This is a genomic window from Ralstonia mannitolilytica (assembly GCF_000954135.1).
GTDB classification, from domain to species: Bacteria; Pseudomonadota; Gammaproteobacteria; order Burkholderiales; family Burkholderiaceae; genus Ralstonia; species Ralstonia mannitolilytica.
On record NZ_CP010799.1, the window covers coordinates 1,285,834 to 1,298,519 of the forward strand.

At 67.4% G+C, this 12,686-nt stretch carries 10 protein-coding genes; all 10 read left to right on the plus strand.

The annotated features are described in order from the left end of the window. Nucleotides 1–5 precede the first annotated feature (5 nt). The 10 genes from ftsL to TK49_RS06185 all read left to right on the plus strand — a co-directional run bounded on the left by ftsL (nt 6) and on the right by TK49_RS06185 (nt 12,681). Nucleotides 6–338, plus strand: coding sequence for a cell division protein FtsL (gene ftsL, locus TK49_RS06140; RefSeq protein WP_045785918.1), 333 nt, complete (start codon nt 6–8; stop codon nt 336–338). After that, entirely contained in the window at nt 335–2,122 is a 1,788-nt protein-coding gene (locus TK49_RS06145; protein WP_045785919.1) for a peptidoglycan D,D-transpeptidase FtsI family protein, read from the plus strand. The genes ftsL and TK49_RS06145 overlap by 4 nt, the downstream gene beginning before the upstream one ends. Next, nucleotides 2,119–3,672, plus strand: a complete 1,554-nt coding sequence (locus TK49_RS06150; protein WP_045785920.1) for a UDP-N-acetylmuramoyl-L-alanyl-D-glutamate--2,6-diaminopimelate ligase — start codon at nt 2,119–2,121, stop codon at nt 3,670–3,672. The genes TK49_RS06145 and TK49_RS06150 overlap by 4 nt, the downstream gene beginning before the upstream one ends. Continuing rightward, on the plus strand, nt 3,669–5,108 hold the full coding sequence (locus tag TK49_RS06155; protein WP_045785921.1) for a UDP-N-acetylmuramoyl-tripeptide--D-alanyl-D-alanine ligase: 1,440 nt from the start codon (nt 3,669–3,671) through the stop codon (nt 5,106–5,108). Before TK49_RS06150 ends, TK49_RS06155 begins: the two co-directional genes overlap by 4 nt. Before the next feature lie 16 nt (nt 5,109–5,124). Beyond that, on the plus strand, nt 5,125–6,294 hold the full coding sequence (mraY, locus tag TK49_RS06160) for a phospho-N-acetylmuramoyl-pentapeptide-transferase (RefSeq protein ID WP_045785922.1): 1,170 nt from the start codon (nt 5,125–5,127) through the stop codon (nt 6,292–6,294). Between the two features lie 127 nt (nt 6,295–6,421). Beyond that, nucleotides 6,422–7,921 carry a UDP-N-acetylmuramoyl-L-alanine--D-glutamate ligase gene (murD, locus tag TK49_RS06165; RefSeq protein ID WP_167669780.1) on the plus strand — a complete coding sequence of 500 codons (1,500 nt, stop codon included), beginning with the start codon at nt 6,422–6,424 and terminating at the stop codon, nt 7,919–7,921. Beyond that, nucleotides 7,918–9,159, plus strand: coding sequence for a putative lipid II flippase FtsW (gene ftsW / locus TK49_RS06170; RefSeq protein WP_045785924.1), 1,242 nt, complete (start codon nt 7,918–7,920; stop codon nt 9,157–9,159). The genes murD and ftsW overlap by 4 nt, the downstream gene beginning before the upstream one ends. Beyond that, nucleotides 9,156–10,244 carry an undecaprenyldiphospho-muramoylpentapeptide beta-N-acetylglucosaminyltransferase gene (murG, locus tag TK49_RS06175; RefSeq protein ID WP_045785925.1) on the plus strand — a complete coding sequence of 363 codons (1,089 nt, stop codon included), beginning with the start codon at nt 9,156–9,158 and terminating at the stop codon, nt 10,242–10,244. The genes ftsW and murG overlap by 4 nt, the downstream gene beginning before the upstream one ends. Nucleotides 10,245–10,264: 20 nt before the next feature. Continuing rightward, entirely contained in the window at nt 10,265–11,680 is a 1,416-nt protein-coding gene (murC, locus tag TK49_RS06180) for a UDP-N-acetylmuramate--L-alanine ligase (protein ID WP_045785926.1), read from the plus strand. A gap of 5 nt (nt 11,681–11,685) precedes the next feature. Then, nucleotides 11,686–12,681, plus strand: coding sequence for a D-alanine--D-alanine ligase (locus tag TK49_RS06185; protein ID WP_045785927.1), 996 nt, complete (start codon nt 11,686–11,688; stop codon nt 12,679–12,681). Nucleotides 12,682–12,686: the final 5 nt, after the last annotated feature.

A 12,686-nucleotide genomic window follows, 5' to 3' on the forward strand; every position in this document is an offset into this window, starting at 1 on the left:
ACGCCATGAACCGCCTGAACATGTTCCTGCTGACCGCGCTGGTGCTGTGTGCGCTGTCGCTGGTCAACGCACAGCATCAGGCGCGGCAACTGTTTGTCGCGCTCGACCGTGCGCAGGCGGAAGAGAAGCAACTGAATATCGACTGGTCGCGCCTGCAATATGAGCAGAGCGCACTGGGCAAGAGTGCTCGCATTGCCGACATTGCGAGCCGGCAATTGAAGATGGCGCCCGCGCAGGCGGGCCGCACGCAGTATCTGCAGGGGTTTGCCGATATGCCGACGACGGAGGCCTCCTCCGCTGCGGCCAGCGCGCCCACGGCTTCCGGAGTTCAGCCATGAGCGGTGCACGCAAACCTAACGGCACCACGGCGCGCGCGCGCCTGGGCCAGTTCTCGGCCAGCCCGGTGCTGGGGCTGCGCCTGCCGATGTGGCGCTCGAAACTCGTGGTGTTCCTGATGTTTGCCGCGTTCATGGCGCTGATCGGCCGTGCGCTGTGGATCCAGGGTCCGGGCAACCGCTTTTACGAGGCCGAGGGCAAGAAGCGCTTCCAGCGCACGCTGGAGCTGCCCGCCACGCGCGGCAAGATCCTTGATCGCAACGGCCTGGTGCTGGCCACCAGCCTGCCGGTCAAGGCCATCTGGGCCGTGCCGGAAGACGTGCCCAACAACGTGCCCGGCGAGGACATGAAGAAGCTCGCCAAGCTCCTTGATATGAGCCCGAAGGAGCTCGCCGGCAAGCTCGGTGAAGACAAGGGCTTCGTCTACCTCAAGCGCCAGGTGCTGCCTGAAGTCGCCGAGCAGATCGCCGCGCTCAAGATCGAAGGCATCTATCAGACGCGCGAGTACAAGCGCTTCTACCCCGAAGGCGAGGCGATGGCGCACATCGTCGGCTTCACGAACGTCGAGGACAAAGGCCAGGAAGGCGTGGAGCTGGCGCGCCAGGCCGAGCTCGCAGGGGCGGCTGGGCAGCGGCAGGTGATCAAGGATCGCCTGGGCCGCGTGGTGGAAGACGTGGGCGTGCTCAAGGCGCCGCGCGATGGGCACGACCAGACGCTTTCCATCGACGCCAAGATCCAGTACCTGACCTTCAACGAGATCAAGGCCGCGGTCGAGCGCACCCGCGCGAAGGCGGCCAGCGCCATCGTCCTCGATGCGCAGACCGGCGAAGTCCTGGCGCTGGCCAACTACCCGACCTACAACCCGAACGATCGCAGCCGCCTGTCGGGCGAGCAGCTGCGCAACCGCGTGCTGACCGACACCTTCGAGCCCGGCTCGATGATGAAGCCGATCACTATCAGCCTGGCGCTGCAACTCAAGCGCGTGACGCCCAACACGCTGGTGCAGACCAACGGCAAATACAGCTTCGAAGGCGCCACCATTTCCGACACGAGCAACTACGGCACGCTGACGGTCGCGCAGGTCATCCAGCACTCGAGCAACATCGGCACGACGAAGATCGCGATGCTGCTCAAGCCGCAGGAAATGTGGGACATGTTCACCAGCGTGGGCCTCGGTCAGGCGCCCAAGATCGGCTTCCCGGGCGCCGTGGCGGGACGGCTGCGGCCGGCGAACAAATGGCGCCGCATCGAGCAGGCGACCATGTCGTACGGCTACGGCCTGTCGGTGTCGCTGTTCCAGATCGCACACGCGTACACCATCTTCGCGCACGACGGCGAACTGATTCCGATCACGATGTATCGCACCAATGGCCAGCCGCCGCAGGGCGAGCGCGTGATCTCACCTGAGGTGGCGCGGCAGGTCCGCCAGATGCTCGAGACCGTCACGGCGCCCGGCGGCACCGCGCCGCAGGCCCAGGTGATGGGCTACCGCGTGGGCGGCAAGACCGGCACGGCGTGGAAGCATACCGGGCGCGGCTATGACCGCTCCAAGTATCGCGCCTCGTTCATCGGTCTGGCCCCGATGTCCAATCCGCGCATCATCGTGGCCGTGAGCGTGGACGAGCCCACGGTGGGCAACCGCTACGGCGGTGGCGCGGCCGGCCCGGTGTTCTCGCAGATCGTGGGGGGCACCTTGCGTGCGCTGAACGTCCCGCCCGATTCGCCTGTCCGCCAGCTCGTGATGACCCCGGACGTACCGGAAGAACCGGTGGGGGGGTTGCAATGACGAGCCGTTCCACCACCGTGACTTCCGACCGCCCGCCCGTGGCCGTGCGTCTTGCGGCTGTTCTCGACTGGCTCCGCACGCAGGTGCCGGCCGGTGCCGACATCACCAGCGACACGCGCAAGCTCAAGACGGGCGATGTTTTCGTCGCGTATGTGCTCGGCAACGCGCGCCAGCGCGGCGACGGCCGACCGCACATCCCGCAGGCCATTGCGGCCGGGGCGTCTGCCGTGCTGGCCGAAGCGCACGGCTACGTGGTGCCCGCCGATGCGCCGGTGCGCATTCTGCCGGTGGATGGCCTGGCCGAGCTGGCCGGGCCGCTCGCTGCGCAGTGGTATGGCGTGCCGGGCCCCGAGGCATTGCGTGTCATCGGCGTGACCGGCACCAATGGCAAGACGTCGTGCTCGCAATGGATCGCGCAGGCGCTCACCCGGCACGGCGAGCGCTGCGCAGTGGTGGGTACGCTGGGCACCGGGTTCGTCGATGCGCTGGTGGCCACGGGCTTCACCACGCCCGACGCCATTCAGCTGCAACACAGCCTGGCCGAGCTGCACCGGGCGGGCGCTCGCGCAATCGCCATGGAAGTCTCGTCGCACGGCCTGGAGCAGGGCCGCGTTGACGGCACGTATTTCGACATCGCGGTGTTCACCAACCTCACGCAGGATCACCTCGACTACCACGGCACGATGGCCGAATACGAACTTGCCAAGGCGCGCCTGTTCGGCTGGCCGGGTTTGCGGGCGGCCGTGATCAACCGGGACGATGCAGCAGGTGTGCGTCTGCTGCGGAACGCGCGCGCCGACGTTGAAACCATCGAATACGGCATCGACGGCGATGCCGCTGCGCAGCACGGCGCCAAGCAGTGGCTGCGTGCGGCCAACGTGCGCGCGCACCGCACCGGTACGACGTTCGAGGTGGACGGCAGCTTCGGCCGCGCAACGGTGCATGCGCCCACTGTCGGTCTGTTCAACGTTTCGAACCTGCTGGCTGTGCTCGGAGCGTTACTGGCGGCCGGCGTGCCATGGCAGGACGCCATCGCGCGCATCGAAAAGCTCCAGCCCGTGAGCGGCCGCATGGAGCGCTTTGGCGGCGAGGACGGCCCGCTGGTGGTGGTCGACTACGCGCACACGCCCGATGCGCTCGAACAGACGCTGCGCGCGCTTGCGCCAATGACCGAGGCGCGCGGCGGCAAGCTGTGGGCCGTGTTCGGCTGCGGCGGCGACCGCGACCCCGGCAAGCGCCCGAAGATGGGCGCCATTGCAGAGCGGCTGGCGCAGCATGTCGTACTGACTTCCGACAACCCGCGCAGCGAAGATCCGCAGCACATCCTCGACGAGATTGCCGACGGCATGGACCACCCGAGCGCCGCCGCGCAGATCGAAGACCGCGCCGCCGCGATCCTGCACGCGGTGCGGCACGCCGATGCGCACGACGTGATCGTCGTGGCCGGCAAGGGGCATGAATCGACGCAGGAGATCGCCGGCCGCAAACGCCCGTTCTCCGATCAGGAACACGTGCGCCTGGCGCTGGCTGCCCGCGGGGTGAACGCATGAGCGCCGCCCAGACCGTGATGATGCACGCGACCGATGCCGCTTCCTGGATGGCGGGTGCCTACCTGGCCGGCCCCGATGCGGCCATCCTGCGCGTCACTACCGACAGCCGTACCGTGCAGCCCGGCGACCTGTTTGTCGCGCTGATCGGCGAACGGTTTGATGCCCACGACTTCCTGCCCGAAGTGGTGGCGCGCGGCGCGGCCGCCGTACTGGTGTCGCGCGCGCCGGCCGCCACGCTGGATATGTCGAACGTGGCCGTTCTGACGGTAGCCGATACGCGCGTCGGGCTCGGCGAGCTTGCAGCGGGCTGGCGCCGCCAGTTTCCGATTCCCGTGGTGGCCGTGACGGGCAGCAACGGCAAGACCACGGTCAAGGAGATGATCTCGGCCATCTTCGCGCACGCCGTGGGTGAAGACGCCCGCCTGGCAACCGCCGGCAATTTCAACAACGAGATCGGCCTGCCGCTCACGCTGTTCCGCCTGAACGCGCAACACAGGCTGGCGGTGCTCGAACTCGGCATGAACCACCCGGGTGAGACCGCCGTGCTGGCCGCCATCGCCCAGCCGACGGTGGCGATGATCAACAACGCGCAGCGCGAGCACCAGGAATTCATGGTGAATGTGCAGGCCGTGGCCGAAGAACACGCCGCCGTGCTGGCGGCGCTGCCGGCTGACGGCGTGGCGGTGTTCCCGCGCGACGCGGCCAACGGCGGTGAGTTTGCGCCGGTATGGCAGGCGGCTGCGGGTTCGCGTCGCATGCTCGATTTCGGCATCGAGGCTGGCGCTGTGAAGGGCGCCGTCACCGATGCTGCCGACGGCCAGCGCATCGACGTGCAGGCCGAGGGGCAGCGCTTCGTCATCACGCTACCGCTGCTTGGGTTGCACAACGCGCGCAATGCACTGGCGGCAACGGCGTGCGCGCTGGCTGCCGGTGTGGCGCCCGAGGTCATCGTGCAGGCGCTCGGCAGCTTCGCGCCGGTCAAGGGGCGACTGCAGCGCAAGCCGGGCGCACACGGCGGCCTCGTCATCGACGACACGTACAACGCGAATCCGGATTCGGTGCGCGCCGCGATCGAGGCGCTCATCACGCTGCCGGCGCCGCGCTGGCTGGTGCTCGGCGACATGGGCGAGGTTGGCGCGCAGGGGCCGGCATTCCACGCGGAGATCGGTGCCTATGCGCGTGAGCGCGGCATCGATGCGGTGCTGGCCACCGGCGAGCTTGCACGGCATACGGTCGACGCGTTTGGCGCGGGCGCACAGCATTTCGCGTCGGCCGAAGCGTTGATTGAACACGGTGTGCCGGCCATCGGGCCCGGTGCGACGGTATTGGTGAAGGGCTCGCGCTTCATGCGGATGGAACGCATTGTGGAAGCGCTGGTCTTGAAAGACCCGGCTGCAACATCGGCCGCCGGGTCTTCCACGCAACAGAAGCATTAAAGGGATGTAAGAACCCATGTTATTGGCATTGGCGCAGTGGCTGCAGAACGACTACGGCTTCCTGCGCGTTTTCAACTATCTGACGTTCCGGGCCGTGATGGCATCCCTCACGGCGCTGGTGATCGGCCTCGGGTTCGGGCCGTGGGTGATCCGTCGGCTGACGGAACTGAAAGTTGGCCAGGCCGTGCGCAGCTATGGTCCGCAGACGCACCTGGTCAAGGCCGGCACGCCGACCATGGGCGGCGTCCTGGTGCTCATCGGCATTGCGGTGTCCACGCTGCTGTGGGCCGACTGGGGCAACCGATTCATCTGGATCGTGCTGCTCGTCACGCTCGGCTACGGCGCTGTTGGCTGGGTGGATGACTACCGCAAGGTCGTGCACCGTGACCCGAAGGGCATGTCCTCGCGCGAGAAGTTCTTCTGGCAGACCGTGATCGGCCTGTTTGCCGCGGCGTACCTGGCGTTCTCGGTGTCCGAGACGAGCAACATGCGCGTGCTGGAGCTGTTCATGGAATGGGTGCGCAGCGGTCTGTCGCTGAACCTGCCGGCCAAGTCGCACCTGATCGTGCCGTTCTTCAAGGAAGTCAGTTACCCGCTCGGCGTGTTCGGTTTCATCGTGCTGACTTACCTCGTGATCGTCGGCTCAAGCAATGCGGTGAACCTGACGGACGGCCTCGACGGCCTCGTCATCATGCCGGTGGTGCTGGTCGGCAGCGCGCTGGGTGTGTTTGCTTACGTGATGGGCAGCGCGGTCTACAGCAAATACCTGCTGTTCCCGCATATTCCGGGCGCGGGTGAGCTGCTGATCTTCTGCTCGGCGATGGCCGGGGCGGGGCTCGCCTTCCTGTGGTTCAACGCGCATCCGGCGCAGGTGTTCATGGGCGACGTCGGCGCGCTGGCGCTGGGCGGGGCGTTGGGCACCATTGCCGTGATCGTCCGCCAGGAAATCGTGCTCTTCATCATGGGCGGCATCTTCGTGGCCGAAACGCTCTCGGTGATGCTGCAGGTGACGTGGTTCAAGTTCACGAAGAAGCGCTATGGCGAGGGTCGGCGCCTGTTCCGCATGGCGCCGCTGCATCACCATTTCGAGCTGGGCGGCTGGAAAGAGACGCAGGTGGTCGTGCGCTTCTGGGTCATCACCATGATGCTGGTGCTGATCGGCCTGTCGACGTTGAAGCTGCGGTGAGGGCGACATGACAGACACGATCGACATGGCCGAACCCGCCCGCCCCGACGACGACATGGATGTCGTCGCCACCACGCTCGACTCCACCGAGCCGACGCCGCCGGCTGAAACAGCGCAGGCGCCGCGCATGTTTGGCGAATTCGACGCGCCCTTCGTGCTGGTGCTCGGCCTGGGCGAGTCGGGCCTCGCCATGGCGCGCTGGTGCGCCCGCCACGGTGCGCGCGTGCGCGTGGCCGATACGCGCGAGGCACCGGCCAACTTGCCGACCTTGCGCGCTCACGTGCCGGACGCCGAATTCGTGAGCGGCCCGTTTGTCGCATCGCTGCTGGAAGGCGTGACGCTGGTGGCGATCAGCCCCGGCCTGTCGCCGCTGGATGCGAACGTCGCTGCGCTGCTTGCCGCCGCCAGCGAACGCTCGGTGCCCGTCTGGGGCGAGATCGAACTGTTTGCTCGCGCGCTGGCCGGCCTCAAGGCCGTGCAGGCCTACGCGCCGCGTGTGCTGGCCATCACGGGCACCAACGGCAAGACCACCACGACGGCGCTCACGGGCGCGTTGGCCCAACGTGCCGGCAAGACCGTCGGTGTGGCCGGCAACATCAGCCCCTCCGCGCTCGATAAGCTGAGCGAATGCATCGACGCAGGCGCGCTGCCCGACGTGTGGGTGCTCGAACTGTCCAGCTTCCAGCTCGAGACCACGCATACGCTGGATGCCGACGCCGCGACCATCCTCAACATCACGCAGGACCACCTTGACTGGCACGGCTCGATGGAAGCCTACGCCGCAGCCAAGGGCCGCATCTTCGGCGCCCGCACCGTGCGCGTGCTGAACCGGCAGGACGCCGGCGTGATGGCGTTCGCGAGCAAGCACGGCATCGACGTGACCTTTGGCACCGACGAGCCTGCTGCGCCCGATGCGCTTGGCCTGCTGCGCGAGGGCGGCATGCCGTGGATCGTGCTGGCCGAAGCCGAGGACGACGACCTTCCCAAGCCGGCACGCCGCAAGAAGGGCGACACGGCGCCCGCCGCGCCCGTGCCGGTCCGTCTCAAGCGCCTGATGCCGGCGGACGCACTGCGCATCCGCGGCCTGCATAACGCCACGAATGCGATGGCCGCACTCGCCCTGTGCCGTGCGATAGGCCTGCCGGTGAGCGCACTGTTGCACGGCCTGCGCGATTACGTCGGCGAGCCGCACCGTGTTGAACTCATCGCCGCGTTCGATGACATCGAATTCTTTGACGACAGCAAGGGCACCAATGTCGGCGCAACGGTGGCGGCGCTGTCTGGCCTGTCCAAGCACGTCGTCCTGATTGCGGGCGGAGACGGCAAGGGCCAGGACTTTTCGCCGCTGGCTGCGCCCGTCGCGCAGTACGCGCGTGCGGTGGTGCTGATCGGCCGGGATGCGCCGCGAATCCGCGAGGCGCTGGCGGGTACCGGTGTCGCACTCATCGATGCACCCACGCTTGAGGCTGCCGTGAACCAGGCAGCCGCGCACGCCCAGCCCGGTGATGCCGTGCTGCTGTCGCCGGCCTGCGCGAGCTTCGACATGTTCCGCAACTACGAACATCGCGCGCAGGTGTTCCACGAAGCCGTGGTCGCGCTCGCCGCCGACCGGGGAGTGCTGCTATGAGCGACACCCAGATCAAGCGCAGCGGCTTCATCGGGGCGACCATCGGCAGCGCCTGGGGCGGGCTGCGCGACGCTGTTTCGGGCGTCAAGCCAACGCGCTCCAAGATGATGGAATACGACCAGCCGCTGATGTGGGTGGCGATCGTGCTGCTCGGCCTCGGGCTGGTGATGGTGTATTCGGCGTCGATTGCGCTGCCCGATTCACCGAAGTACGCCAACTATACGAATGGGCACTTCCTGACGCGCCACGCCTTCTCGCTGTTGATCGGCGTGATCGGGGCCGTGGTGGCATTCCAGATCCCGGTGAAGTTCTGGGACAAGTACGCGCCCAAGCTGTTCATCCTCGCGCTGGTCCTGCTGATCGTGGTGCTGATTCCGCACGTGGGCAAGGGCGTGAACGGCGCGCGGCGCTGGTTGCCGCTCGGCATCATGAACTTCCAGCCTTCCGAGCTGATGAAGCTGGCGGTCGTGCTGTACGCGGCCAATTACACCGTGCGCAAGCAGGACTGGATGCAGAGCGTGCGCAAGGGCTTCCTGCCGATGGGCGTGGCGGTGGCGTTCGTCGGTTCGCTGCTGCTGCTGGAGCCCGACATGGGCGCGTTCCTCGTGATTGCCGCCGTGGCCATGGGCATCCTGTTCCTGGGCGGCGTGAACGGCAAGCTGTTCGGCGGACTGGTGCTGACGGCCGTCTCGACGTTCTCGCTGCTGATCGTGGCATCGCCGTGGCGGCGCGAGCGCATCTTCGCGTACCTGAACCCGTGGCAAGAGGAATACGCGCAGGGCAAGGCGTACCAGCTGACGCACTCGCTCATCGCCTTCGGGCGCGGCGAGTGGACCGGCGTCGGCCTGGGCGGCAGCATCGAGAAGCTGCACTACCTGCCCGAAGCGCATACCGACTTCATCCTGGCCGTGATCGGCGAGGAGCTCGGTTTTGTCGGCGTGCTGATCGTGATCCTGCTGTTCTACTGGATGGTGCGCCGCGCGTTCGAGATCGGCCGCACCGCGCTGCAGCTCGACCGCACGTTCGCCGGGCTGGTCGCCAAGGGGCTGGGCATCTGGATCGGCTGGCAGGCGTTCATCAACATGGGCGTGAACCTCGGTCTGCTGCCGACCAAGGGCCTGACGCTGCCGATGGTCAGCTACGGCGGCTCGGGCATCCTGATGAACTGCGTGGCGCTCGCGCTGCTGCTGCGCATCGACTATGAAAACCGCGTGCTGATGCGTGGGGGCAAGGTATGACGGTCGGCACGCCACCGCGCACGCTCCTCGTCATGGCCGGCGGTACGGGCGGCCACATCTTCCCCGCGCTGTCGGTCGCCAAGCTGCTGGCCGCGCGTGGCTGGAAGGTGGTTTGGCTGGGCAACGCGAACGGCATGGAAGGCCAGCTTGTGCCCAAGCACGGCTTTCCGCTGGAGTCGGTGCAGTTTGGCGGTGTGCGCGGCAAGGGTCTCGTCACCAAGTTCCTGCTGCCGCTCAACCTGCTGCGCGCGTTCTGGCAAAGCCTCGGCGTCGTGCGCCGCGTGCGTCCGAACGTGGTGCTCGGCATGGGCGGCTATATCACCTTCCCGGGCGGCATGATGAGCGTGCTGCTGGGCCGCCCGCTCGTGCTGCACGAACAGAATTCGATTGCCGGTCTCGCCAACCGCGTGCTGGCGCGTGTGGCGGATCGCGTGCTGTGCGCCTTCCCTAACGCGCTGGCCGGTGCCGAATGGGTCGGCAACCCGATCCGCGCGGACCTGGCAGCGCTGTCGTCGCCGCAGGCGCGCTATGCGGAGCGCACCGGCCCGCTGCGCGTGCTGGTGGTGGGCGGCAGCCTCGGGGCGGCGGCCCTGAACGACGTGGTACCGAAGGCGATGGCGCTGCTGCCGGCCCACACGCGCCCGATCGTCATCCACCAGGCCGGCGCCAAGCAGATCGACACGCTGCGCGCGAACTACGCCGCAGCGGGCATCGACGAGGCCCACGCGCATGCCGTCCCGTTCATCGACGATATGGCGGCCGCCTATGCGCATGCCGATCTCGTGATCTGCCGCGCGGGCGCCATGACCGTCTCCGAAGTGGCCGCGGCCGGTGTCGCTGCGCTGTTCGTTCCGTTCCCGCATGCAGTGGACGACCACCAGACCACCAACGCGCGGTTCCTTTCCGAGCGCGGCGCGGCCTTGCTGGTGCCCCAGCCGGAACTGAGTCCGGCGTCGCTGGCAGATACACTCGCGCACCTGACGCGTGCCCAATTGGCCGATATGGCGGCCAAGGCACGCGAGCAGGCGAGGCCGGAAGCGGCCGAGCGGGTTGCCGACGTGTGTGTCGCCGTAAGCCGCACATAGGGGCATAGGAAAGAATCGATATGAAGCACATTGTCAAAAACATCCATTTCGTGGGCATCGGCGGGGCCGGCATGAGCGGCATCGCCGAGGTGCTGCTGAACCTGGGCTACCGCGTGACGGGCTCGGACCTGGGCAGCAGCGCGACCACGCAGCGCCTGGCATCGCTGGGCGCGACCATCATGCAGGGCCATGCGCCGGAACACATCGTCGGCGCGAATGCCGTGGTGGTATCGACCGCCGTGCGCGGCGACAACCCGGAAGTCCTGGCCGCACGCGCCAAGCGCATTCCGATCGTGCCGCGCGCCGTGATGCTGGCCGAACTGATGCGTCTGAAGCAGGGCATCGCGATTGCCGGCACGCACGGCAAGACGACGACCACGAGCCTCGTTGCCTCCGTGCTGGCCGAGGGCGGCCTCGATCCGACCTTCGTGATCGGCGGGCGCCTCAACTCTGCCGGCGCCAACGCACGGCTTGGCACGGGCGATTTCATCGTCGCCGAGGCGGACGAATCCGACGCGTCGTTCCTGAACCTGTTCCCCGTGATCGAAGTCATCACCAACATCGATGCCGACCACATGGACACCTACGGGCACGACTTCGCGCGGCTGAAGCAGGCGTTCATCGAGTTCACGCATCGCCTGCCGTTCTACGGCATCGCGGTGCTGTGCGTGGATGATCCGAACGTGCGCGAGATCCTGCCATTCGTCTCCAAGCCCGTCGTGCGCTATGGCTTCGCCGAAGACGCGCAGATTCGTGCCGTCAACGCGCGCGCCGTCGATGGCCGCATGGAATTCACCGTCATCCGGCAGCTCAACGGCCACGCCGAGCCGCCGCTGGCGATTACGCTGAACCTGCCGGGCATGCACAACGTGCAGAACGCGCTGGCTGCGATCGCCATCGCCACCGAGCTGGAAGTGCCCGACGAGGCCATCGTCAAGGCGCTGGCCGAGTTCAACGGCGTGGGCCGCCGCTTCCAGCGTTACGGCGAAGTGCCGACCGCCGACGGCAAGGGCACCTTCACGCTCATCGACGACTACGGTCACCACCCGGTCGAGATGGCCGCCACGCTGGCCGCTGCACGTGGCGCGTTCCCCGATCGACGCCTCGTGCTGGCGTTCCAGCCGCACCGCTTCACGCGCACGCGCGATTGCTTTGAAGACTTCGTGAAGGTGCTCGGCACGGTGGATGCGCTGCTGCTGGCCGAGGTCTATGCCGCTGGCGAGCCGCCTATCGTGGCGGCCGACGGTCGCTCGCTCACGCGCGCGCTGCGTGTAGCCAACAAGGTCGAGCCCGTATTCGTGGAACAGATTGAAGACATGCCGCAAGCGATCCTCGATGCGGCACAGAACGGCGACGTGGTCATCACCATGGGCGCAGGGTCCATCGGCCAGGTGCCCGGCCAGGTCGCCGCGCGTCAGGCAGGAGCACGGGCATGACGACTATGACGACCGGTCCGTTCGTTGCGCATCCGGCCATCGATCCGAAAGCCCTCGGCAAGGTGGGCGTCCTGCTGGGCGGCCGCTCTGCCGAGCGTGAAATCTCGCTGCTGTCGGGCAAAGGCGTGCTGGCGGCGCTGCGTTCGCGTGGCGTCGACGCGCATCCGTTTGATCCGGGCGTGCAGCCGGTGGCCGACCTCGCCAAACAGGGTTTCGACCGCGTGGTGATCTCGCTGCACGGCCGCTTTGGAGAAGACGGCACGATCCAGGGCCTGCTCGAGCAGTTTGGCATTCCGTACACCGGTAGCGGCGTACTCGCGTCTGCGCTGGCGATGGACAAGGAAGCCACCAAGCGCCAATGGCAGACGCATGGCCTGCCGACGCCCGACTTCGTCATGCTGCACGCAGACGCCGACTGGCAAGCCGTGGCCGACCGGCTTGGCCTGCCGCTGATCGTCAAGCCCGCGCGTGAAGGGTCGTCGATCGGCCTGACGAAGGTGACGAACGTGGCCGAACTGCCTGCCGCCTACGAGAAGGCCGCGCGCCTGGACCGCGACGTGATGGCCGAGCAATTCATCGACGGCGACGAGCTGACCTGCCCCGTCATCGGCGAGGGTGAGAGCGCCACGGCGCTGCCGCTCATCCGCATCGTCGCGCCGCAGGCCAACTACGACTACCAGAACAAGTACTTCACCGACGACACGCGCTACGAGTGCCCCGCACCGATTCCCGCCGATGTGGCCGCACGCGTGCAGGCGCTGGTGGTGCAGGCGTATCGCGGGCTGGGGTGCCGCGGTTGGGGCCGCGCCGACATCATGCTGCGCAAGTCCGACAACGCGCCGTTCCTGCTGGAGATGAATACGTCGCCGGGCATGACCGGCCATTCGCTGGTGCCGATGGGCGCGCGCGCCGCGGGCATCAGCTACGAAGACTTCGTGCTGCAGCTGGCGGCCTCCGCATCGCTGGAGCTGCACGCGAGCAGCGACTGGAAACCTGAATAACCGAC

Coding starts and splice junctions, on each gene's coding strand:
- TK49_RS06155 (WP_045785921.1), top strand. CDS start 3,669: ATGAGCGCCGCCCAGACCGTGATGATGCACGCGACCGATGCCGCTTCC.
- ftsL (WP_045785918.1), top strand. CDS start 6: ATGAACCGCCTGAACATGTTCCTGCTGACCGCGCTGGTGCTGTGTGCG.
- mraY (WP_045785922.1), top strand. CDS start 5,125: ATGTTATTGGCATTGGCGCAGTGGCTGCAGAACGACTACGGCTTCCTG.
- murD (WP_167669780.1), top strand. CDS start 6,422: ATGTTTGGCGAATTCGACGCGCCCTTCGTGCTGGTGCTCGGCCTGGGC.
- murG (WP_045785925.1), top strand. CDS start 9,156: ATGACGGTCGGCACGCCACCGCGCACGCTCCTCGTCATGGCCGGCGGT.
- TK49_RS06150 (WP_045785920.1), top strand. CDS start 2,119: ATGACGAGCCGTTCCACCACCGTGACTTCCGACCGCCCGCCCGTGGCC.
- TK49_RS06145 (WP_045785919.1), top strand. CDS start 335: ATGAGCGGTGCACGCAAACCTAACGGCACCACGGCGCGCGCGCGCCTG.
- murC (WP_045785926.1), top strand. CDS start 10,265: ATGAAGCACATTGTCAAAAACATCCATTTCGTGGGCATCGGCGGGGCC.
- TK49_RS06185 (WP_045785927.1), top strand. CDS start 11,686: ATGACGACCGGTCCGTTCGTTGCGCATCCGGCCATCGATCCGAAAGCC.
- ftsW (WP_045785924.1), top strand. CDS start 7,918: ATGAGCGACACCCAGATCAAGCGCAGCGGCTTCATCGGGGCGACCATC.